A 22835-nucleotide genomic window follows, 5' to 3' on the forward strand; every position below is an offset into this window, starting at 1 on the left:
AGATGCGTCCGGTGCTGGGCCGTGTGGCCGAAGATGATGACGGTGCCGAGATGGTGCCTTTCCAGGGCTTGACGCGTTTCGAGCGTCAGTTGCCGGTCCGGCAGGTGTCCTACTACATCTGCGGCGAGTTGCAGGCGCCGCAGTACTACACGGAATTGTTCTACACGCTGCGCACGGCCAGTGACACCGATCTGATCTACCTGCATCTGAATTCGCCGGGTGGAGACTTCAACACAGGCATGCAGTTGATCAACAACATCGCGGCCTCGGATGCCAAGGTGGTAACCGTGCTGGAGGCGCGGGCCTATTCGATGGCCGCCATGGTGTTCCTCAGTGGCGACGAGTTGTACGTTCATGACAACTGTCAGCTGATGTTCCACACCTATTCCGGTTTCTTCTCCGGCAAGGGCCACGAGCAGCAGGCCGAAGTGGCGGCGCTGGGCAAGTGGTTCGAGAAGGTGATGCACCGCATCTGCACGCCCCTGCTGACTGACGAGGAGGTCGACAGCATCATCAAGGGCGCGGATTTCTGGATGGATTCGGATGAGATCCGGCATCGCCTCGGGCAGGAGCGGCGCCGTCGCAAGGAGTCGCAACCCCCGCGGCCTGCTGCGGCCAAGCGTGCCAAGGGCGCGTCCACCGTGAGCCGCAAGCGCAAGGTCTGAGGTCGTCGGGCTGGTCCAAGCAGCGCTGGCCGGTTTCGGTTATCGTTTGCGGATGCAGCCCATTCTTTCTGTTCAGAACCTGTCGAAGTCCTACGCTTCGGGGTTCCAGGCGCTCAAGCGCGTCAACCTGGATATCCACCGGGGTGAGATCCTGGCCTTGCTGGGCCCCAATGGGGCGGGCAAGACCACGCTCATCAGCATCATCTGTGGCATCGTGACGCCCTCTGAGGGCTCGGTCACGGTGGGCGGGCATGACATCGGCCGCGACTACCGCCTCACCCGCAGCCTGATCGGCCTGGTGCCCCAGGAATTGACCACCGATGCCTTCGAAACGGTGTGGGACACGGTCTGCTTCAGCCGCGGCTTGTTCGGCAAGGCGCCGAATCCCTCGCTGATCGAGCAGATCCTCAAGGACCTTTCCCTGTGGGACAAGCGTGACAACAAGATCATCACCTTGTCGGGCGGCATGAAGCGGCGCTTGCTGATTGCCAAGGCCCTGTCGCACGAGCCTCAGATTCTGTTCCTCGATGAGCCCACGGCGGGGGTCGATGTGAACCTGCGCCGGGACATGTGGCAACTGGTGCGCAAACTGCAGCAGGCCGGCGTGACCATCATCCTGACCACGCACTACATCGAAGAGGCGCAGGAGATGGCCGATCGCATTGGTGTGATCAACAAGGGCGAGATCATCCTGGTCGAGAAGAAGGACGAGTTGATGCGCAAGCTTGGCAAAAAGCAGTTGACGCTGCATCTGCCCGAGGCCCTGGCAGCTGTGCCTGCCGGCCTGGACGCCTACGTCTTGACGCTGTCTGCCGATGGCCATGAGCTGTGCTGCACGTATGACGCGCTGGATGACAAGGTCAACGTGCCCGAGTTGCTCAACGCCTTGATCGCTGCAGGCGTTCGTTTCAACGACATTCAGACAACTCAGAGCTCCCTGGAAGACATCTTCGTGGGCCTGGTGGAGCGCGCATCATGAATTTCCACGCCATCCGCGCCATCTACATCTTCGAGATGGCCCGTGCCCGTCGCACGCTGATGCAAAGCATCGTGTCGCCTGTGATCTCGACATCGCTGTATTTCGTGGTGTTTGGGGCGGCCATCGGCTCTCGCATGCAGGAGGTGGACGGCATCAGCTATGGCGCCTTCATCGTGCCGGGGCTGATCATGTTGTCCTTGTTGACCCAGAGCCTGTCCAATGCCTCGTTCGGCATTTATTTCCCGAAGTTCACGGGCACGATCTATGAGCTGCTGTCGGCACCGATCTCGCCGTTCGAGGTGGTGCTCAGCTATGTTGGGGCGGCGGCCAGCAAGTCCATCATCCTGGGCCTGATCATCCTGGCGACGGCAGGCTTGTTCGTGCCGCTGCATGTCGAGCACCCGCTGTGGATGTTGATGTTCCTCGTGCTGACCTCGGTCACCTTCAGCCTGATCGGTTTCATCATCGGCCTATGGGCGGACAGCTTCGAGAAGCTGCAGGTCGTGCCCTTACTGATCATCACGCCGCTGACCTTTCTGGGTGGCAGCTTCTACTCGATCAAGATGCTGCCGCCGATCTGGCAGACCATTTCACTGTTCAATCCGGTGGTCTATCTGGTCAATGGCTTTCGGTGGTGCTTCCACGGGCAGGCCGATGTGGGCCTGGCGGTGAGCCTGGCCATGACCTTGGGTTTCACCGCCGTGTCCTTGATTGTGGTTGCCTGGATCTTCAAGACGGGCTACAAGCTCAAGCGCTGAAGCCTGGCCTTGATGCCTGTCAGTCGGCCGGAGCCAGGGGCAGCACCAGGCGCATGGTGACGCCCCGGCTGCTGTTGTGCAGCATCTCGGCGGTGCCGCCATGCAGTTCCATCACCCGTTTGACAATGTGCAAGCCCAGCCCATGACCAGTCGCGTTATGCGGGTTGGTGCTGCGCACGCCTTTTTCGAACAGAACGGGTACCAGTGATGCGTCCATGCCAGGGCCTTGATCACGCACGTCGAACACCAGTGCCAGAGGGGCATCGGAGTCGCTCAAGGTCAGCACGACAGGCTTGTCTGAGCTGCTGAACGCCAAGGCGTTGGACAGCAGATTGCGCAGCGCGAGCCGCATGAGGCTCATGTCCATGGCCACTGTGCGGGTGATGCTGGGGCGCTCCATCATGATGCGATGACGCTCGGTGTCGGGGAAGTCCGCCAGGGTGAGGCTGATCAGCGTATCGACGTTGGTGTCTGCGCGATCGGCCGGGCCTGATCGGGTGAGCAGGGCGGCCACAGCCAGAGTGTTGTCGATGTTGGCGAGCACTTGCCCCATCACGCCTCTGGCACGCGACAGGCGCTGCGCGGCGCTTGGTTCTTTGGCATCTGTCAGCAGATGCGCCGCGCTTTGCAGTGCAGCAGAGGCGTTGTTCAAGGGTTGTCTGACCTCGTGGGCCAGCACGGTCAGCATGTCGCGGCGTTCGCTTTGCAAGGTTCGCGTTTCCTGCGCCTGGCGCTCCACCTGGTGGCTGAGTTGCTGCTTGTCCTTGATGAGGTGGTCGTAGGCGATCTGCTTGCCCAGCGCGGCGCCCAGGACATCGGCCATCAGTTGCAGTGTGTGGACGTCTTCATCGTTGAAGGCATCCACCTTGTCCGACATCACCTTGAGTACCCCGACGGGGGCCCGGTTGTGCAGCAAGGGGGTGCAGACCATGGAGCGAACGCCGACGCGTCGGCAGGCGGGCAGGTCGACGCGCGGGTCATGCTCGGCGTCCGTGCAGCGAAGTACCTCCAGCGTACGGACACACAAGCCCGAGAGGCTGCTGGCCTGAGACAGGCGCATGCCCACAAAGGGGTTCATGCTGCCGCAGGTGGCTCGGTAAACCATGCTGTCTTGTTCCACCAGTTCTACCACCGCACCTTTGGCGCCAGTGAGCTCCTGCAGGTTGTCGACCACGGTCTGCATGAAAGCGTCAAGGTCGAACGCCGCCTGGACAATGAGCGATTGCATCTGAATGATGCGTTCGAGTTTGACGGGGGGCAGTGCCACCTGAGTCATGTGCGCCCTTCAAGGAAGTGAGCCTGAACTGCCTGAGGTATCAAGGCCATTGTGGCGGTGCAGGGCAGGTTCATGCCAGATGACAATGAAGCGCTCAGGGTGCTCTTTGCAGGATTTGCGTCAAATTTATGAGTGTCGCAGCGCATTCCTGATCGATTTTGACGGTCAACATGGAATCTGCTCGCGTGATGCCATGATTGATGGCGACCACAGGTTTGCCCAGCTTGTGTGCCAGGTCGGCAAACCGGAATCCTGAATAGACCATCAGAGAAGAACCTACTACGATCAGGCCGTGTGCCTGCGCCACCATGTGCGTGGCTGCCTGTACGCGATCGCGAGGGACGTTGTCACCAAAGAAGACGACATCGGGTTTCAGGATCCCGGCGCATTCGGGGCAAACCGGAGGCTGGAACGCCGCGTAAGCGCTGTCTTCCAGGTGCACGTCGCCATCCGGCGCCTGGCTCGACATGACGGGACTGAAACCCGCGTTGCTCGCGTCCAGTTGGGCCTGCAAGGTTGATCGGGGTAGCCTGGTGCGGCATGAAAGGCACACGACTTCGGCCAGCGCGCCATGCAGCTCGATCAGTGTCTGGCTGCCGGCTTTCTGGTGCAGTCCATCGACGTTCTGGGTGATCAAGCCCGTGAGCCAACCTTGTTGTTCCAGCATGGCCAGGGCCGTGTGCCCTGCGTTGGGCTGACACGCCTTGATGCGTGGCCAGCCAAGGAAGCTGCGCGCCCAATAGCGGCGTCGAACCGTTTCGGAGGTCAGAAAGGCCTGGTGCTGAATGGGGCGAGCGTGTTGCCACTGGCCGTGCTCATCCCGGTAGGCTGGGATGCCACTGGCCGTACTGAGGCCCGCGCCTGTGATGGCTGCAAAGGGGCCATGGCGGAGCAAGGCGGCCAGCCGATCGATGTCGTGACTGGCCTGGCCTTGCTCGTTCATGTCAATCCCTGGTCAGAAGACTTGCCGTGCGATCCAATAGGCCACGGCCGCCACAAAGGCAGACGCCGGGATGGTCAGGATCCAGGCCCAGACAATGTTGCCGGCCACTCCCCATCGTACCGCGCTGGCCCGCTGTACCGAGCCCACGCCGACGATGGCGCCGGTGATGGTGTGCGTGGTGGACACGGGCACACCCATGGCCGTGGCGATGAAGAGTGTCAAGGCGCCACCGGTTTCGGCGCAGAAGCCGCCCACGGGTTTGAGCTTGGTGATCTTCTGGCCCATGGTCTTGACGATGCGCCAGCCGCCAAACAAGGTGCCTGCCCCTATGGCCAGGTAGCAGGCCACGATGGTCCAGCCCGGTGGCGATTTGTCTGCAGCAGAGGCATAGCCAGTCGAGATGAGCAGCATCCATATGATGCCAATGGTCTTTTGTGCGTCATTGCCGCCGTGCCCTAGGCTGTAGGCACCGGCTGATACCAGCTGGAGTCGCCTGAACCACGCATCAACGCGTGAAGGTGACACCCTGCGGAAGATCCACGCCACGATCACCATCATCAAGGAGCCAAACGTGAACCCCAGCAAGGGAGACACGAAGATGAAGGTTACCGTGCGCATGATGCCCGCCGAGATCAGGGCGCTGGCACCGGCTTTGGCCATCACGGCGCCCACGATGCCGCCGATCAGCGCATGCGAGGAGCTGCTGGGAATACCGTAAAGCCAGGTGATCACGTTCCATGTGATGGCGCCACTGAGTGCGCCGAACACCACGTAGACGTCCACCACGCCCTTGTCTGCAATGCCTTTGCCTACCGTCGCCGCCACACTCAGGTGGAAAATGAAGATGGCGACGAAGTTGAAGAAGGCGGCAAACATCACCGCCTGCGTCGGGCGCAGCACGCCGGTCGACACCACCGTGGCGATGGAGTTGGCGGCGTCATGGAAGCCGTTCATGAAGTCGAACAGCAGTGCCAGCACCACCAGGGCGACGATGACCCACAGGGCCACGTGCATGGTTGTCATGGTCAGCCTCTCGGGATCAGGAGTTCTCGAGGATCACGCCCTCGATCAACTTGGCCACGTCTTCGCACTTGTCGGTGACGGTTTCGAGCAGTTCGTAGATGGCCTTGAGCTTGATCACTTCACGCACATCAGGCTCTTCACGGAACAGCTTGCTCATGGCCGCGCGCATCACACGGTCGGCATCGGTTTCGAGTTGATCGATCTCTTCGCAGGTCTTGAGGGCTGCTTCGGCGGTCTTGGCGCTGCCGATGTCGTCGAGCAAGGCCACGGCCGATTTCAGACGCTCGCAGCTCTTGACGCACAGGTCGGTCAGGCGAACGATTTCGTCCGTCATGCGGCGCACGTCATACAGGGCCATGGTTTCGGCGGCGTCCTGCATCAGGTCGGCCACGTCGTCCATCGTGTTGATCAGCGAGTGGATCTGTTCGCGGTCGATGGGGGTGATGAAGGTCTTGTGCAGCAGGCGGTTGACTTCGCGGGTGACGGTGTCAGCGGCGCTCTCGGCGGCATCTACTTCCTGGTTGTACTTTTCGCGCAAGCTGGGATCGTTGTAGTTCTTGACCAGGTTGGCGAAGGCGTGGGCAGCCACGACGATGTGATTGGCGTGCTGGTTGAACAGCTCAAAAAAATTGCCCTCACGGGGCAGAAGCTTTCCAAAGATCATGGGCTTTCTCACGTGTCACGGTGGTGACACTGTCTTGGTGTAAGCGCGAATTTTACCCGGGCATGGGCTCATGAATGACCGTCTGTCTGGCGCTGTTGGTCAAATTTCGTGATTGCGGTCGTGCGGAAACGGTCTTGTCCTGCTTTTCAGACCGCAGCCCGCGCTACGCTGTTGAGAATCAGGCGCTCGCGCCAGGCGGTAGGCAGCCAGTTCAGGCAGGCTCGCAGGCGCGCGTTGCGGCCCACGATGTAGCGGGCTTTGGGTGCCTTGCTGCGCAGCGCTTTTTCCACCGCCTTGATCACGGCTTCAACGGGCGTGCCAGGCTCCTGCTGTGCATAGCGCTGGTAGAAGCTGTTGAGCGCCTGGTAATGTGGCGCGAGTGGTGGGGCAAACGCCGGTGCCTGCCTGGCCTGTATGGCTTCAGTGGCCTGCAAGGCCTTGTCCCAGATCGGGGTGTCGATCTTGCCAGGTGCAATCGAGCAGACCTTCACGCCCAGCGGCGCCAGTTCCATGCGCAATGCGGCTGTCATGCCCTCGACGGCATGCTTGGAGGCGACATAGGCAGTCAGCCCCGGCGCGGCAAACAAACCTGAGATGGAGGTGATGTTGACGATGTGGCCCTGAGCCTGTCGCAGCAAGGGCAGGCATGCGCGGGTGACCGCGAAGGTGCCCATCACGTTGACGTTCATCAGGCGCGTCAGTTCGTCCTGTGGCGTTTGCTCCAGGGGGCCGCTGAAGGCCAGACCTGCGTTGTTGATCAGAACGTCCAGTTGCGCATCAGTCCGTGTGGTCACGTCGGCAAGCGCTTCTTCGATGGATGCTGCGGATGTCACGTCCAGACGAACGGGCGTGATGCAGCCTTGCGATCGGGCGATCAGCTCATCGGCGTCTTCACGGCGGCGCACGCCTGCCAGAACGTGGTGGCCTTGCTGTGCAAAGTGCAGTGCCAGCGCCTGACCGATGCCGCTGGATGCCCCGGTAATCAGGATGGATGAGCGAGCGCGCATGGTGCGTCCTGTTCGGTTTGTGTGGCGCTGAACCAGGCGGCGAAGCGCCGGTGAGCTTCGGCCATCGACACCGGCGAGCTCAAGCCAAAGTCCTGCCGTGCGGCTGAGATGTCGAAGTAATGGTGTTTGGCGCAGACGGCGGCCACGGCGCGTGTCAGCTTGGGCTCGCCCAGGCCGGGCAAAGCGGTGTAGATCGCTTCCGACAGCGCACCGATGGCGTACGCCGTGGGGTAGGACACTTGCTTCCTGATGGGCGGCAAGCCGATGGCACCCAGCAGCCCGTCGATCCAGGCCCACATGGACACAGGCTCGGCTTCGTTCACGAAATAGGCCTTGCCGCCGGCTTCGTCGTAGTCCGCGGCCTGCAGGTGCCACCAGGCGGCGTTCTCGACATAGCTCACGCTGATGAGGTTGTGGCCTGAGCCAACACGGATCAGCTTGCCGGCCTTGTGACGCTCGATCAGTGCGGGCAGCAATTGCGTGTCCCGGGGGCCCCAGATGGCATGAGGGCGCAAGGCCGCGGTGACCAGGCCATGTTGGCCATGCGCGGCCAGCACCATCTGCTCTGCCAGCATCTTGGTGTGCTGATAGGCGCTGACGGGTTTGGCGGGGTAGGGCGTCTGTTCGTTGGCATTGCACAGATCGTCAAAGCCGATGACGGCGCTGGGCGAGCTGGTGTAGATCAGCTTGTGCACGCCTGCGGCCTGGCAGGCCTCGATCAGGTTGTGGGTGCCCTGCACATTGGTGCGGTGGAAGTCTTCGTAGCGGCCCCAGGGGCCTGTCTTCGATGCAACATGGAACACGCGCTCGATGCCCTGGCACCCGGCGAGCACCGCGTCGGCATCGGCCAGATCGGCTTGAATCAGCTGCACGCCTTGCTGGCGCAGGAAGGGGTAGTCGCCGCGGCAGAGCACGGCCACGTCGTGACCTTGTGCCTGCAGGGCTTCAACGATGTAGCGGCCCAGAAAGCCGCCGCCGCCAGTGACCAGTGTTTTCATGAGCGAACGCCCTTGTTGATCTGAACTTGCGCCCACTCGGCCAGGATGGGGCGCTCAATTTTGGAGTTGTGCCGCTTGTCCACCGGGAAGGCCTTCGGGTAGGGCAGCACGTGTCTGACGGGAAAGCCCAGGGAGTCCAATCTGGCCTTGTAGGCATGCAGGCGCGTGGGGCTGATCTGGTGTTTGTATTCGGGGTAGAACTCCACCACCATGGCCAGTTCGATCTGGCCTTCCACGTTCACACCCACCAGTGCCGAGCGCCACACTTCCGTTTCGGCGTTGAGCACCTCTTCAACGGGCACCGAGAAATAGCGTTTGCCCTGAGCCTGAACGATGTGCTTGATGCGCCCGCAAAACCACAGCCGGCCTTGCTTGTCGAAGTAGCCGGCATCACCCGTGCGGTGCCAGAAGGGACATGCGCCATCGACCATGTCGGCCTCGCTGGCTTCGATCTTGGTCAGCGCAGTGTTGATGGGGTCGTTGTGATAGCGGGGCGAAACAAGGGCACCGCGCACCACGATCTCGCCGACCTTGCCTTCGGTCAGTTCGGTGACGTCGTGCCAGTGTTGCAGCGCGTGCTCGTCCGTGCGGATGATGCGAACCTCCAGACCCGGCACCACCTTGCCCACGCACACGCCATAGCCCACGGCAGACAGGCGCGCGGTCTCCCGCTCGATTTCGGCGGCGTCGATGGTGCTGATGGGGGTGACCTCGGTGGCGCCATACGGGGTGTGCATCACGCCTTGAGGCATGAGTTGCCCCAGTCGTTCGACCATCTTGTAGGGGATGGGCGCGCCACCGCTGAAAGCTCTGCGGATGCTGGGCAATTGCTTGCCCTTGGCCACACAGTGGCGGCTCAGGCGTTCCCACACGATGGGTGAGGCAAAGCCGGAGGTGATGCCGAAATCTTCGATGGCCTGGATCAGGTTGTCGGGTTTGCAACGGCCTGGGTGCATGGAGCCCATATCGGGGATCACGCTGGTTTGGCCCAGGCAGGGAGAGATCAACGTCGCCACCGGGAAGGCGGCCAGTTCCACGTCCTGCAGGCCAGGTTCGCACATGGTGCCGAAGTGGGCAATCTGCGCGCCCAGGGTGCTGTGCAGGGCTTCCACGCCTTTTGGTGTGCCAGTGCTGCCACTGGTGAAGAAGATGGCAGCCAGATCGCTGCCTTGTGTCTTCACCATGGGGCTGATGGGCGCCTTGCTCTGGCGGATGTCCTGAAGGCGGCGGGTGGCGGGCAGGCGCGCCGCACCGGTGCTGATGAACAACTCGATGCTGGCGAAGGCATCGCCCACGAAGGGACGCAGCGCATGAACGAGTGGCAGGGCAATCATGGCCTGAGGGGCCACCTTGCGCACGCAATCAAGCAGGCGCTTCATGCCCATGGCCGGGTCGATGATGACGGGCGCCGCGCCGAGCTTGAACAGCGCAAAGACGATGACAGGCAGATCCAGATCGGGTCGGATCAGCATCAAGGTCTTGCTGCCACGGCGGATGCCGGCTTCGCGCAGGCAGGCAGCAGTGTGATCGACCTCGCCGAGGAACTGGCCATAGCTGCGCGTTTCGTACAGAAAGCGGCCCGACTTGCTGCGGCGGCGCGCCTGTGCAAAGGCGATGCGACCGGGCTGCTTCAAAGCTTGTGCCTGCATCACCCCGTAGAGGTTGAAATCGCCTGTGACAGACCTGTTCATGCCGACGCCGCCTTGCCGGAGTCTCGCAGGCCTTGCTGAAAGCCCACCACATGCGGCATGCCGAAGATCATGATCTGCACGAGATGCGGCCACAGGGGTTGAGCCTCAGGGCCGAATTTGCGTGTGAAGTAGACGCACTGAGTTGCATGTGCCAGCAGGGACAGGGCCATCACCACATACAGCCAGGCCGGCGGGATGTGAAGGTAAGGGTGGGCCAGTTCGGCCAGACCCAGGACCCAGGACAAGCCGACGATGGTCTTGCTGATGGTGACGTGGCGAGGTGAAATCATGGTGTCTCTCAAGCAGGGCGTGGCTCAGGCGTCCACACGGTGGGCCTGTTGTTGCAGTTCATGCATGGCGATGCACTGGGGCTGGATATCGCCGTCGGTGATGCCGGCGACGCGGTGAAGGTCGGCCATCCAGGCGTGCATCAGGTCCATCGCGGCCTGACGATCGGCATTCAATGAAGGGTGCAACTGCATCGTGAAGCCCGTGCGGCCTTCCCAGGTGAAGCTGCCGGTGGTGATGGGGCACACGGCGCTCAAGGGCGGTGCGCTGACCACCCAGCTGCCTGCCAGCTTGTGCGCATCGGCCTGTGGTGCCTGCCAGGCGCTCATGTTGGCGTACACGCCGAACCAGGCGCGATGGCGCAGCCTGTTGTAGGCCCGGCGGATCATGTCGTCGCTCAGCCAGCGTGCGAAGTTCGTGTAGATCCACGAGCCCCACAGGATGCCCTTGCCGTAGAGACTCTTGAGCTGGCCATAGATGTCCTGGGTGCTGGGTTCGCCGCGCAGCCGCAGCGACACGGGAGCCGTCCAGTTGCCCGATTGGGTCTGGATACCCAGGGAGCGACGAAAGTCGTGCGGCATCATCCAGACGCGTTCGCTGTCTTCCCTGAGGAAGCGTTCTCGGCAGACCTTGTCCAGGCTGGCCAGGAAGAGCGAGGTTTCGCCCACGCCTTGTGATCGGGCGCAGGCACGGAGTTGATCGCTGTGCGCCAGTGACGTCAGGTAGTAGACGAAGCAGCGCTCTGCCTGGCCTGGCGCCTCAGCAGCGTCGGGGCGGCGCCATGGGTAGTTCACCGGCTGGCTGTTGCGCAGGTGCAGCTTCAGCGCAGCCAGGCGGCCGAAGAAGCCCGGCTTGGGCGGGATGCTCTTGTGCGCCTTGGGCGGCATCGAGATGCCCAGCGAGGCCAGGATCTTGACGATCGCGCCGCCGCCATCATCGACTTCGTGCGAGTGCAGGAACCACTGCATCTGATCAGACGCAGGCTGATACACGCCAAAGATCATGTCGATGTTTTCGCCCAGGGACTTGAGCACCCGGTACTTGCGTCCGGACCAATCGGTTGCCATGTCTTGTCAGCCCCGCCGAATCAGTAAACGAAGTTGTAGCGGGTGTAGGACATGCCGGCCGCTGTCATCAAGGCGGTGACCTTGTGACCACGTTCCAGACGGCCTTCCTTCTCGGCGACGGCCAGGGCGGCGGGCACGGAGTTGGTGACCAGGTTGCCGTATTCGGGCAGCATGAACATGTAGGGGATCTTCTTGTCCAGGCGCTTTTCGAGGTCACGCCAGGCTGTCAGCGTGTTGGTGTGCGGGATGAACAGGTCCACCTCGTCAACGGGGATGGGGTTCTCGCGCATCATTTCTTCGAGGTCACCGATGGTGTTGTCCTGCATCTTCTTGCCGTAAGACATGAAACGCAGGCGGCCCTTGCCGGCCATGGACAGGTCACCCATGCGCATGGTCTCGAGGTCGTCGTCGATGATGGGCGACATGCACAGGTCGGCGAATTGCGTGAAGGTGCGGTTGTCGAACTGCCAGGGCTTGTCACCGTCGGCTGTCAGGATGGTGGCGGTGGAGCCTTCGCCCACCGTGTAGCTGGCGAATGCCCATTCCAGATCGGCCAGACTGTTGAGCTTGTGGTTCTGAGCCAGAGGCTGGCCCTCGTGGCAGGCGTACTCGGCCGTGACGATCAGGATGTTCTTGAACTGGCCGGATGCCAGGAAGGCTTGGGCAATCTGCGTGGCGCGGGTCCAGCTGCCGCAGGCTTCGGTCACGTCGAAGCACTGGGTCTTGTCCATGCCCATGGCCTTGGCCACGAAGAAGGCCATGGCCGGTTCGATCACGCGCTTGTCGACGCTGGCGTGGATCAGCAGGTCGATGTCGTTCTTTTCCAGGCCGGCCTGGTCTAGCGCTTCGTTGATGGCGCGTTCGGTGTAGGTGAAGGCCTGCTCGCCTTCAGCCAGCCAGTGTCGGTTTTCAGAGCCGATGTAGGTGAGGTAGTGCTTGATGGTCTGCAGGGCCACGTTGATGTCGCCCTCGAAGCTGTCACGGCTCTGATCGGCCACGATCTGCAGCATCTCGTCGTTGGAGACGGTACGTTCTGGATAAGCAAAGGCGACACCGGCGATGTGCATGGCGGACTTCCAATCAAAGTTGAGCAAACGGGCGTTCTTCGGCGCGTTTCGGCGCGTTCAAGAACAACGATTGCACGAAGTCTGTCAGATAGCGTGTGTCGCGGGATATCCCTTAAATGAGCGTCATATTGATTCGAAAGAAAACGAAAATAGATTCGTTTTGGATCATATGTTTTCGCAAATGACGCGAATGTGACGCGTTGGTCACCCTGCATTTCATGACAAAACGCACGAAAATCGGCTATTTGTGCACGGTTGTGCATTAATTGTGGGGTGGGCAGGCGCGGCTCACCGTTCGTTTGGCCGGGATCCGATTCGCTTTTTTGTAAGAGGTGTTCCCCCGTGAATGGAGGGACCTTGTTGCGAGCCCTGCATCATCCCGACGAGGGCTCGCTGTATGGCTCCGGCCTGGCCGGGCTGGCAGCAAGATCAGAGGCTGCTGAGGAACTGTTGATATGCCTCCGCCGCTTTGGCTGGAGCTTCGACCATCGGCATGTGGCCAATGCCGTCCCAGACATGGACCTGTGCCTGTGGCAAGGCGGATTGCCAGACGGGGACGCTGGAGACGTCAATCAAGCGGTCTTCCTTGCCCCACATCAGCATGACCGGCAGCTTCACTTCGCGGATGCGCACGGGCAGATCGGTTTCCTTGTGGGATTCGGCAAAGATCTGCGTCAATTGATCCCGTCTGGCAATGTAGCGGTCGGCCACGGCGTCCAGCACATAGCCCGGCATGAAGGGCGGCGAGGCCATGGTCATCGGGTAGAAGCGATGGAAGCCTTCCCTGGTGTCGAACACAAAGGGGTTCTGGCCATTGCTCAGCATCACACGCATCTCGCTGGGATGAGGAGAGGGCAAACCTGCCGGATCAACCAAGCCTGCTGATAGCGTGCGTTGCGGGTAACTCACGGCGAATTGCGCGGTGATGAAGCCGCCCATCGAGTTGCCAATGATGTGCGCCTGCTTGATCTGCAACTGGTCCATCAACGCGGCGATGCGGCGTGTCTGGGCCTCGATCGTGTAGCTCCATTCGGGCTTGAAGCCGGTTTCGCCATGGCCAGGCAGGTCGGGGATGATGACCTGGTGGTGGCCGCTGAAGTGCCGTGCAAAGCGCGCCCACACATCCTTGTCGGCGCTGAAGCCGTGGATCATCACGACCGCAGGCCCCGAGCCAGACGATCTGTACAGCGTGATGGGAATGCCCTCGACCGTGACCACCTCCTTGTGCAGGCCATACAGGCGCGACTCGATGGCTGCCGTCAGGTCATACGTCAGTTGACCGATCTTCGGGTAGCTTGTGTAGGACCAAACCAGGGCGAGTGCGCCCAATGCGGCGGCCGCAACCGCTGTCTTCTTGATTGCCATGATGTTGTTTGAGAGGAGGAAAGGTCAGCGCAGACCTTGATAGTGCGTCAGGTCGTGCGAGCGTTTGAGCTCGCGCCAGACGATGGCATTGAGCCAGCGTTGCGGCAGAAAGTTGGAGCCCAGCCAGGTGCGAAAGGCATCCCGGCCATAGACGATCTTCACGCGGCCTTTGCGGATGCCTTGGATCACGTGTTCGACGATGTCTTCGGGTGGTGTGGTCAGATAGTGTTTTGCAAAGGCTTGTGCGGCCGGCTTGCGGGCGATATTGGTCGCGATGCCGCCCGGGTGCACGAGGTGCACGCTGATCGGGCTTTCATGCAGTTCCACCATCAGGGCTTCCGTGAAACCTCGCACGGCGAATTTGCTCGCGCAATAGTCGGACGACGACGGCGAGCCGATCAGGCCAAAGATGCTGGAAACATTGACGATGGCGCCTTCCTTGCGTGCCATCAACTGCGGCAGAAACGCCTTGGTGCCATTGAGCACGCCAAAGAAGTTGATGCGCATGATGCGCTCGTACTCATCTTCCGTGGTCTGCCATGTGGGCAAGGAAGATCCTTCGATGCCAGCATTGTTGATGACCACGTGGGCGCCACCCAGCTTGCGTTGAACGTCATCAGCGAAGGCGTACATGGCCGCCCGGTCTGACACGTCAAAGGCGTTCGACAAGACCGATTGTTTCGTGCCGGGTGGCAACAGGGTGACGGTGTCGGCCAATGCCTTTTTATCGTAATCATTGAGAGCCAGTCTGGCACCTAGGCGCGCAAAGGCCATGGCATAGGCGCGCCCCATGCCGGATCCCGCTCCTGTGACCACCACGACTTTGTCTTTGAAGTCTTTCATGGTGGTCTCAACCTGCGAGCATCTTGCGCGCCACAAAGGCCGATATCGGCTGGTACCAGGAGCCCACCAGCCGCACCATGAAATCCATGATCTTGGCGTCCGGGCCCACGAGCACGCGACGATGGTTGCGCTCCACTGCACGCAGGATCTGCAAAGCGGCGCCTTCTGCCGTGGTCACATTCAACATCTTGTCGAACCGTGAGCGTGCGGCTTCCGCGTCGCCGCCAGTTTTGGCACTCATGCTGTGGTCCATCTTGGCTGCGCGCGCAATGTTGGTACGGATGCCGCCCGGGTGCACGCAGGTGGCGCTCACGCCGCAGTTCTCGATATCCAGCTCCTGGCGCAAGGCTTCGGTGAAGCCACGCACGGCGAACTTGGATGAGTTGTACGTGCCTTGTGTGGGCGAGGCCAGCAAGCCGAACAGGCTCGACGTGTTGACCACGTGGCCGTCTCCCGACTTCTTGAGGTGCGGCAGGAAGGCCTGCGTGCCCCAGACTACGCCCCAGAAGTTGATGCCCATGATCCACTGGAAGTCTTCGGGCTTGACCGTCTCGATGAAGGCACCCAAGGCCACGCCAGCGTTGTTGAAGATCAGGTTGACCTTGCCATGGTCACGCACGACCTGATCGGCCCAGGCATTCATGGCTTCGCGATCTGCCACGTTCAACTTCGCCGTGGTGACCTTGACGCCCAGCTTGCCGGCCATTTGAGCGGTCTCGGCCAGGCCGGCTTCATTCACATCGCTCAAGGCCAGGTGGCAGCCGCGGCGCGCCAGTTCCAGCGCCAGCGTGCGGCCCATGCCTGATGCAGCGCCGGTGATCGCTGCCACCTTGTTCTTGAAGTCCTTCATGGATCTTGTCTCCTCGTGATCGGGTCAGGTGAACAGGTGGTGTGCCGGCTTGAAGGCCTGGCACATGCGACGGAAGGTGAAGCTGAAGCCGGGGAACATGGCGATCACGTGGCCGCTTTTGCTCTGGTACCAGCTGTGGCAGCCGCCTGATTGCCACACGGTCTGCTTCATCTCGCGGTGGATCATGGTGGTGTAGTCGTTCTCGGCCTCGGCCTTCACTTCGATGGACTTGGCCTTGCGAGCCTGCACCGACTTGATGGCACGCATGATGTATTCCATCTGCGCCTCGATCACGAAGATGGCCGATGTGTGGCCGATGCCGGTGTTCGGGCCTGTGACCACGAACAGATTGGGGAAGCCGGGCAGGGTGGTGCCCAGGTAAGCGCGTGGGAATTCCTTCCACACATCACCCACCGACTTGCCGCCCTTGCCGATCACGGGGTAGGAGATCACGCCGTCGGTGGCGTCATAGCCGGTGGAGTAGATGATCAGATCCAGGTCAACCTGCTTGCCTTGCGTGGTCACGATGCCGCGCTCGTTGATTTCGGCGATGCCGTCGTCCTTGGTGTGCAACGTCACATTGGGGCGCGCCAGGGCAGGGTAGAGCGTGCTCGACAGGATGATGCGCTTGCAGCCGATGGTGTAGTCGGGCGTGACAGCGGCCTGCAGCTTGGGATCCTTCAACTGGCGCTTGATGTTCTTGAGTGCGGCCTTCTGGGCCACCACATTGAGCATGGTCTTGGAGTACTTGAAGCCGATCACGCGGCTTTCCAGTGACCAGTAGATGATGGTGCGCAGTGCCTTGTAGATCAGCTTGGATCCCAGCAGCGAGCGTTCGAAATCCGAGAACACGCGGTCAGGGCGGGGCAGCACCCAGTGCGGCGTGCGCTGGAACACATCCAGATGGCCCACATCGGGCGCGATGGCCGGGATCACCTGCGCGGCCGAGGCCCCGCTGCCGATGATGGCCACGCGCTTGCCCTTGTAGTTGTAGTCGTGATCCCACGAGTTGGTGTGGAAGCTGTGCCCCTTGAACGTGTCTCGGCCCTTGAAGTTGGGGATCACGGGCGTGCTCAGCGGCCCCGAAGCGTTGATCAGGAACTTGGCCTGGAAGGTGCCGGCGCCATCGGTGTGGATCTGCCAGACCTGCTGAGCCTCATCCCACTGCACCTTGTTCACATTGGCATTGAGACGCACCTTCTCTTCCAGCTTGTGCTTGGCGATCACGTGCTTGGTGTACTCCACCAGTTCGTGCTGCTCGGCAAACATCTGCGACCATTTGTAGGGCTCGAACGAGAGCGAATAGAGAGGTGATTGCACGTCCACCGCGGCGCCGGGGTAGCTGTTCTGGCTCCAGGTGCCGCCGATCCAGGCACGGCGCTCCAGCATCAGGAAATCGTTGATGCCATTGTTCTTGAGGTTGATGGCCGCAGCCTGGCCGCCAAAGCCACTGCCGATGATGATTGCGGTGTAGGTCTGCATGATTCTGCGGAGTGTGTGGGATTTGGTAAGTGAAGTTGCTTGTCGTCAGTTTACAAGTGAAGTCGATTGTCGTCAAATACGGGTATGACGAAATCCGTGACGAGTGACGACAAAAAGGGCCGCATTTATGGGGGGGAGAACCTGGAAGAGCGCCGCACGCGCCGCCGCCAGCAGTTCCTCGATGCCGGCCTGCAGGTTTTTGGCACCCTGGGCTACCGGGCGGCCACGGTGCGCATCCTTTGCAAGCAGGCTGAGTTGACGGATCGCTACTTCTACGAATCCTTCGACACCACGGAAGACCTGCTGATGGGTGTTTATCGGCAGCAGTGCGAGGCCCTGGAGCAGTGCGTGGTCATGGCGCTGGCCACGGCCGGTGGATCGAGCGATTTCATGACCGCCATCGAGGCGGGCCTGGATGCCGTGTTCACCCACGTTTCGGATCCACGTGTGGCGCGCGTCATCTGGATTGAGGTCATGGGCGTGAGCCCCCGGGTCGACAAGATGTACAACGACACCATGGACGGGTTCGGCAACCTGGTGATGAGCGTGGCCCGTCAGCGCTTTGAGGATCTGGGCACGCAGGATCAGGACGAGATCCGCATGGTGGGCCTGGCGCTGGCAGGCGCCGTGAGCCAGTGCGTGCTGCACTGGTTGCTGGGTGGCTATCGTGAAAGCAAGGCCACCATGGTGTCGGCCACCTCGCGGGTGTTTCGGGGCCTGATGAGCACCTTGCCAGCAAAGAGCGGCTGAGTTGGTGTGCTCGTAGGCTGGAAAAGAAAAAGCCCCAGCATCTGCTGAGGCTTTTGATATCTGGCTCCCCGACCTGGGCTCGAACCAGGGACCTACGGATTAACAGTCCGGCGCTCTACCAACTGAGCTATCGGGGAACAAATCTGCTTGCGCGGCCTTGTGCATGGTGTACACAAGGCGGTGTTAATTTTGGCTCCCCGACCTGGGCTCGAACCAGGGACCTACGGATTAACAGTCCGGCGCTCTACCAACTGAGCTATCGGGGAAAAGTTGCTGCCCATACTTGCGTCGTGGGCATCAGCTGAGAACGCGACTATAGCATGGTTTTGCAAGCTGACCGGCTGCGTTGTGTGTTTTCGTCAGTCGGCCAGGGTGTGCAATTGGGCGCCTCAGAAGTCGATTTGCGCCGAAGCGGTGACGGTGCGGCTTGGCATCGGGAACAGGTAGATCGCGCCAAATGGGTTGGGCGATTCGCGCCAGGCGCGGGTGTCAAACAGGTTGGTGACACCCAGGCGCCAGGTGATGGTCTGGCTCGTCAGGGCTTGCGTGGCGCGCAAACCAAGGTCCACGCGCGTCCACGCTGGCAGCCGGATTGAGTTTTCCGGATCCACCCATCGGTGTCCTTCGTGGACCACGTCGAGCTGCAGCGTCAGGGGCAGACGCGTTGCCCAGGCATAGGCGCCTGAAAGCTTGATCGTGTGCGCCGGGACGTTGACCGGGCTCTTGTTGTTGATGAAGTCCTGGGCACTGCCATGGCGTTTGGCGTCCAGCACCATGCCACTGCCCGCAAGGCTCCACGCGCCCATGCGGCCCTGCCAGTAGCCTTCTAAGCCCTGATGCGTCGACAGGCCATCAGGCATGTAGGTAAGGTTGATGTAGTCCGCTTCAGGCCGCTTGATGTGGAACCAGTTCAGGCCCCATTGTTGGGTGGACTTGTCCAGGGTGTATTGGCCCTTGATCCCCAGCTCCCACTGGCGGCTCTTCATCGTGGGCAGGATGGCGCCTGGGTTGTTGTAGCCCATGCCGTAGGGAGCGGCTTTCAGTTCGATGCCTTCCCCCCAGCTGGCGTAGGCGCGTGTTTGTGGCGCGAAGGTGTAGGCCAGTGCTGCCCAAGGGGTGGCCAGGGATCGGTCATCTGAAGCAGGTGATTCCGAGCCGCCAGTGGGGCTGCTTTCGCGATGCAGTTGGGTGTACCTCACACCTATCCAGGCCTGTGTCTCACGATTGAAGGTCAGCGCATCTTGCAGGCGCCATTCGGTGCTTTGCTCGCGGCGGTTGGAGACCTGGAAGCCAGGCGCAGGTGCCGGGCTGACAGGCGCGTAGGGGTCAGACAGATTGCTGGTTTCTGGCACCTTGTTGTAGGCCTGCGTGGACAAGCCCGATCGGAACAAGGAGCGCAATACGCCAATGGTCATGTCGTGTTGGATGCCGCCGGTTTGCACGCTGCCTTGCACCTCGGCCAGCACGGACCTTGTCAGGCGCAGTTCATTGTCGGATCGGAAGTCGTAGAGGTCGAAATTGCCGTTGGCACAGTAGACCGCCAGGTCCTTGGGGCCATGGAAACAGGTGTAGCCGTCGCCGCTGAGCGGGAAGGCCGCACGGTCGTCGGACTTCAGTCGCTGCTCTCCCACGGTGACTAAGCTTTTCCAGCCTTGCCCCAGATCGCTGCGCAGCCGAATGGTGCCTGTATCGCCTTGCATCTGAACAGGCAGTGTCCAAGGCTGATTGTTGAGGTTGATGCTTGGGTCGATGTCATGTGCCGATGGCAGTTGATCTCCCAACAGGCTGAAGCCAGGCACGCTGGGTTGGCTCATGTAGCTGTGTTCGAATTCTGCTTCCAGCGTGTGACTGCTTGTCAACTTGTGATCCACAGCGAACGCAAACAACTGCCGATGCCCACGCGTGTTGTCCACGTGCGTGGCCAGGCGCTCTGCCGCCGCATTCACGCGCACGCCCCATTCGGCACGCTCGCCAAAGCGGTCGCCCAGGTCCACGCTGGTCAACAGATCACCCGCATCCGTCAGGGCCACGTTGGCCGTGCGAACGCGTCGATCAGGCCGCTTGACCACCAGATTGACCAGGCCACCTGGCGCGCTCACGCCCGCCTGCATGCCACTGGTGCCTTTGAGCAACTCGACGCTGGCCTTGTTGTCCATGGGCAGCCGGGTTTCGGCATTGATGGGCAAGCCTTCGCGACGGTAGTTGTAGGCGTTGTCCAGCGTGAAGCCGCGGATGGTGAGGTAGTCCCAATAGCCGATGGTGTTGTACGAGTCGGTGGTGCTGGCGTCCAGCTTGGTGAGGTCGGCCAGGCGTGTAGCCTGCGCATCCTTCAAGGTGTCCTCGCTGAAGCTTTGTGCCTGCACGGGCTGTTGCCACGCAGGGCCATCGCCCAGGCCGGGGATGCTGGCGCGCGCCTGGCGTTTGGCAGGTGCTGTGACGTTGACCGAGGGCAAGGCGCGCTCGTCATCGCTGCTTTGGGCTTGTGCCGCATCTTGTGCGAGCAGAACCAGCACGGCCAAGGCCAGCGGCGACAGCTTGTTGAGCACCTTCGTGGCGCAGGTAAAGGAATCTTGACGGTGCATTTCGAACAACTCCAGCACGATGACAACGGGCAAGGCACGTTCGGGCGGGAGGCTGCTGGCAGCGCGGGCGGGGCTCATGGCGGGCATGAGTGCAGTGCGTGATGCAGACGCTTTCCTACGCGAGCACGACCTCGGTCAGGTTCAAAGGGACTCTCTCAGCGCAGCAAGCTCGTTGGTAACGAACCGCCCGCACCCCTAGCGATGGTGGGATTCTACTTGGCTATGCCCAGGCGCTGGTGCAGCAGCGGGCTGGTGGTGGTGTAGAGCAGGTGTTGCGGTGCATCCGGGTTGAGCGCGGCGGCTGCATGGTGGGCAGCCAGCGTGGCTTCGTGGAAGCCGCACAGCAGCAGGCGCTTCTTGCCGGGGTAGACGTTGATGTCGCCCACGGCATACAGGCGGGGGATGCTGCTTTCGAAACTGGCGGTGTTCACGGCCACCTGTTTGCGCTCCAGCGCCATGCCCCAGTTGCTCAATGGGCCCAACTTGGGGCTCATCCCCAGACGGATCAGCAGATGGTCCAGAGGCTGGCTGCGTGTCTGCCCATCTGCACCCAGAATCTGCAGGGCCTTGATCTGGCCATCTTCCATCGTGGTTTCGGTGGGCATGCCCACGATCAGGTCGATCTGGCCGACGGCCATCAGCTCGCGTACCGCCGCATCCAGGTCTGTTTCTGCCTGGAACTGATCACGGCGATGCAGCAGGCTCAAGCGGGCAGGGCGTTGTGTCAGATTCGGATGGCGGGCGATGCTGAGCACCGCCGACAAGGCCTCGTCACCGCCGCCGTGGATGATCAGGTGTTGGCCGGCCCATGGCGCAGCGGTGCCGCTCGCTTCATGCAGGAAGTGGTGCACATTGCCAGCCTCGCTCAGGCCGGGCAGGTTCAGCGTGCGCGGCACAAAGGCACCGGCGCCTGCAGCGATGAACACGGCGCGCGCCTGGATCTGCAGGCCCTTGTCCGTCTTGATCTCGAAGCCACCATCGGCGCACGCGCGCAACTCGGACACCATGTGCCCAAGATGCAGGTTGCGTGGGGGGGCGTCAGGCGCATCGGCCGGCATGAAGGGCATGGCCTGAACGAGCAATTGCTGTGTCAGCTCACGCCCGGTGCACAGGGGCACGCCGGGGATATCGTAAATCGGCTTGTCGGGGTACAGCGCGATGCACTGGCCCCCGGCTTGCGGCAACACATCGATGATCTCGGCCTTGAGGCCCAGCAGGCCCAACTGGAAGACCTGAAAGAGGCCGACCGGGCCGGCCCCGATGACCAGGGCGTCTGTGTGGATCATCGAGCGTGCCGCGTGGAAGACGGCAATCAGCGGATCAGTTGATCCAGCTTGCCCGTCTTGTCCTTCCACTCGTCAGCTTCAGGCAGCGGCTCTTTGCGCTTGGTGATGCTGGGCCAGGACTTGGCCAGGTCCGCGTTGATCTGGATGTACTGCTGTTGGTTGCCGGGCACGTCTTCTTCAGGGACGATGGCGTTGACCGGGCACTCGGGGATACAGACCGCGCAGTCGATGCACTCATCGGGGTCGATGACGAGGAAATTGGGGCCTTCGCGGAAGCAGTCCACCGGGCACACGTCCACACAGTCCGTGTATTTGCAGCGGATGCAGGCTTCGGTGACGACGTGGGTCATGTCTGGTCTCTTGTATCGGTTAAAGATGAATAGGGCGAGATTTTACGGGCATGGCTTGCGCATTAGCCTGTCGTAAGGTCTCTTCCTTCGCCACAAATGGCGATATGGGTCAAAGGTTGGTCAGGAAGATCGGTGGCGCCAGCGCCCACGATCACCAGGGTAGGGCGCCCGGCGTGAACCGAACTGGCGTCGCCCAGGGTGCCCACGGTGTGCGTGGTGTGACGCATGTCAGGCCAGCCTGCACGGGAGACCACGCTGACCGTGGTGTCTGCCGGCCAGCCTGCGTCCAGCAAGCCTTTGGACAGCGGCGCGAGCTGGCGCCCGGCCATGTAGAACACTTCCGTGTCCGCGCGCTGCCCCGGGCCCATGCCGCATTGCAGGTCACCCGTGCGGGTCATGGCCGTGGTGAAGCTGACGCTGCGACCTGCGCCGCGGCGCGTCAGCGGGCGTTGGGTGGCGGCAGCCGCAGCCAGGGCCGAGGTCACGCCTGGCACCACTTCGCTGTCGATGCCGGCTTCACGCAAGGCGTGCAGTTCTTCTTCCAGTCGGCCAAACAGGCTGGGGTCACCGCCCTTGAGGCGCGCCACCAGGCCACGTTCACCGTGAATGGCACCCACGGCCAAGGCTTGCTCCACCAGCAACTGGTTGATGCGTGTCTGGCCGTTGAAGTCGCTGCCTTCCTTGCCGGAAAAGCCCCGTTTGCCCACGTCGATCCAGTCGGCCTGCGGCGCCAGATCACGCAGCGAGGCATCCGCCAGCGCGTCGAACAGCACCACCTGCGCCTGCGCCAGCAAACGGCTGCCACGCACGGTGATCAGGTCGGCCTCACCTGGGCCGGCCCCGATGAAGACAACCTTGGCGGTCACGAGTGAACAGGGCTTGTCGGCCATGCTGATGCCTT

Annotated in this window: 22 protein-coding genes, 2 tRNA genes and 1 riboswitch; of the genes, 4 read left to right on the forward strand and 20 right to left on the reverse strand. The window is 61.7% G+C overall.

All coding sequences use genetic code 11. The features are described 5' to 3' along the window. Positions 1–2: 2 nt before the first annotated feature. Genes HY836_RS00970 through HY836_RS00980 form a run of 3 tightly spaced genes read left to right on the forward strand, consistent with a single transcriptional unit; the run spans position 3 to position 2402 of the window. Complete coding sequence (locus tag HY836_RS00970) at positions 3–665, forward strand: Clp protease ClpP (RefSeq protein ID WP_290672546.1); 663 nt, start codon at positions 3–5, stop codon at positions 663–665. A 52-nt stretch (positions 666–717) separates the two neighbouring features. After that, entirely contained in the window at positions 718–1644 is a 927-nt protein-coding gene (locus tag HY836_RS00975) for an ABC transporter ATP-binding protein (protein WP_290672549.1), read from the forward strand. Then, entirely contained in the window at positions 1641–2402 is a 762-nt protein-coding gene (locus tag HY836_RS00980; RefSeq protein WP_290672552.1) for an ABC transporter permease, read from the forward strand. The genes HY836_RS00975 and HY836_RS00980 overlap by 4 nt, the downstream gene beginning before the upstream one ends. Positions 2403–2421: 19 nt before the next feature. Here the strand turns inward: HY836_RS00980 and HY836_RS00985 are convergent, their stop codons facing one another. From HY836_RS00985 to HY836_RS01050, 14 genes are all read right to left on the reverse strand, one after another. Further along, complete coding sequence (locus HY836_RS00985; protein ID WP_290672555.1) at positions 2422–3678, reverse strand: GAF domain-containing sensor histidine kinase; 1257 nt, start codon at positions 3676–3678, stop codon at positions 2422–2424. 94 nt (positions 3679–3772) lie between these two features. After that, positions 3773–4621: an NAD-dependent protein deacetylase gene (locus tag HY836_RS00990; protein WP_290672558.1), complete on the reverse strand. Its 849-nt coding sequence runs from the start codon at positions 4619–4621 to the stop codon at positions 3773–3775. A gap of 12 nt (positions 4622–4633) precedes the next feature. Then, complete coding sequence (locus HY836_RS00995; RefSeq protein WP_290672560.1) at positions 4634–5644, reverse strand: inorganic phosphate transporter; 1011 nt, start codon at positions 5642–5644, stop codon at positions 4634–4636. 16 nt (positions 5645–5660) lie between these two features. Continuing rightward, entirely contained in the window at positions 5661–6308 is a 648-nt protein-coding gene (locus HY836_RS01000; protein WP_290672563.1) for a DUF47 domain-containing protein, read from the reverse strand. Between the two features lie 146 nt (positions 6309–6454). Further along, entirely contained in the window at positions 6455–7315 is an 861-nt protein-coding gene (locus HY836_RS01005) for an SDR family oxidoreductase (protein WP_290672566.1), read from the reverse strand. Then, on the reverse strand, positions 7291–8313 hold the full coding sequence (locus tag HY836_RS01010) for an NAD-dependent epimerase/dehydratase family protein (RefSeq protein WP_290672569.1): 1023 nt from the start codon (positions 8311–8313) through the stop codon (positions 7291–7293). The genes HY836_RS01005 and HY836_RS01010 overlap by 25 nt, the downstream gene beginning before the upstream one ends. Next, a complete protein-coding gene (locus tag HY836_RS01015) occupies positions 8310–10004 on the reverse strand; it encodes a fatty acid CoA ligase family protein (RefSeq protein WP_290672572.1) in 1695 nt (564 codons plus the stop codon). Before HY836_RS01015 ends, HY836_RS01010 begins: the two co-directional genes overlap by 4 nt. Then, on the reverse strand, positions 10001–10294 hold the full coding sequence (locus HY836_RS01020; protein ID WP_290672575.1) for a hypothetical protein: 294 nt from the start codon (positions 10292–10294) through the stop codon (positions 10001–10003). The genes HY836_RS01015 and HY836_RS01020 overlap by 4 nt, the downstream gene beginning before the upstream one ends. A 24-nt stretch (positions 10295–10318) precedes the next feature. Next, positions 10319–11359, reverse strand: coding sequence for a hypothetical protein (locus tag HY836_RS01025; RefSeq protein WP_290672578.1), 1041 nt, complete (start codon positions 11357–11359; stop codon positions 10319–10321). 20 nt (positions 11360–11379) lie between these two features. Further along, positions 11380–12426, reverse strand: a complete 1047-nt coding sequence (locus HY836_RS01030; RefSeq protein WP_290672581.1) for a 3-oxoacyl-[acyl-carrier-protein] synthase III C-terminal domain-containing protein — start codon at positions 12424–12426, stop codon at positions 11380–11382. 429 nt (positions 12427–12855) lie between these two features. Next, the gene (locus HY836_RS01035) at positions 12856–13791 is read right to left on the reverse strand and encodes an alpha/beta hydrolase (RefSeq protein WP_290672584.1); all 936 of its coding nucleotides are present in this window, start codon (positions 13789–13791) and stop codon (positions 12856–12858) included. Between the two features lie 24 nt (positions 13792–13815). After that, positions 13816–14634 carry an SDR family oxidoreductase gene (locus HY836_RS01040; RefSeq protein ID WP_290672587.1) on the reverse strand — a complete coding sequence of 273 codons (819 nt, stop codon included), beginning with the start codon at positions 14632–14634 and terminating at the stop codon, positions 13816–13818. Between the two features lie 7 nt (positions 14635–14641). After that, positions 14642–15484, reverse strand: coding sequence for an SDR family oxidoreductase (locus HY836_RS01045; RefSeq protein WP_290672590.1), 843 nt, complete (start codon positions 15482–15484; stop codon positions 14642–14644). A gap of 24 nt (positions 15485–15508) precedes the next feature. Beyond that, positions 15509–16966, reverse strand: coding sequence for an NAD(P)/FAD-dependent oxidoreductase (locus HY836_RS01050; protein ID WP_290672593.1), 1458 nt, complete (start codon positions 16964–16966; stop codon positions 15509–15511). An 84-nt stretch (positions 16967–17050) separates the two neighbouring features. On the opposite strand from HY836_RS01050, the gene HY836_RS01055 reads away from it, so the two are divergent. Beyond that, positions 17051–17716, forward strand: coding sequence for a TetR/AcrR family transcriptional regulator (locus HY836_RS01055; protein ID WP_290672595.1), 666 nt, complete (start codon positions 17051–17053; stop codon positions 17714–17716). A gap of 61 nt (positions 17717–17777) precedes the next feature. Here HY836_RS01055 and HY836_RS01060 read toward each other — a convergent pair. From HY836_RS01060 to cobA, 6 genes are all read right to left on the reverse strand, one after another. Continuing rightward, positions 17778–17853, reverse strand: a tRNA-Asn gene (locus HY836_RS01060). A gap of 53 nt (positions 17854–17906) precedes the next feature. Continuing rightward, positions 17907–17982, reverse strand: a tRNA-Asn gene (locus tag HY836_RS01065). 123 nt (positions 17983–18105) lie between these two features. Beyond that, on the reverse strand, positions 18106–20376 hold the full coding sequence (locus HY836_RS01070; RefSeq protein WP_290672597.1) for a TonB-dependent siderophore receptor: 2271 nt from the start codon (positions 20374–20376) through the stop codon (positions 18106–18108). Positions 20377–20393: 17 nt separating this feature from the next. Next, a riboswitch (TPP riboswitch) is annotated at positions 20394–20505 on the reverse strand. A 5-nt stretch (positions 20506–20510) separates the two neighbouring features. Continuing rightward, the gene (locus HY836_RS01075; RefSeq protein ID WP_290672600.1) at positions 20511–21584 is read right to left on the reverse strand and encodes an NAD(P)/FAD-dependent oxidoreductase; all 1074 of its coding nucleotides are present in this window, start codon (positions 21582–21584) and stop codon (positions 20511–20513) included. A gap of 26 nt (positions 21585–21610) precedes the next feature. Beyond that, positions 21611–21934 (reverse strand): ferredoxin FdxA, encoded by a 324-nt coding sequence (fdxA, locus tag HY836_RS01080; protein ID WP_290672603.1) that lies wholly within the window; start codon positions 21932–21934, stop codon positions 21611–21613. Positions 21935–21996: 62 nt separating this feature from the next. Next, positions 21997–22824 carry a uroporphyrinogen-III C-methyltransferase gene (cobA, locus tag HY836_RS01085; protein WP_290672606.1) on the reverse strand — a complete coding sequence of 276 codons (828 nt, stop codon included), beginning with the start codon at positions 22822–22824 and terminating at the stop codon, positions 21997–21999. Positions 22825–22835 lie beyond the last annotated feature (11 nt).

This window comes from Aquabacterium sp. (assembly GCF_016234775.1).
Taxonomy (GTDB): Bacteria; Pseudomonadota; Gammaproteobacteria; order Burkholderiales; family Burkholderiaceae_C; genus Aquabacterium.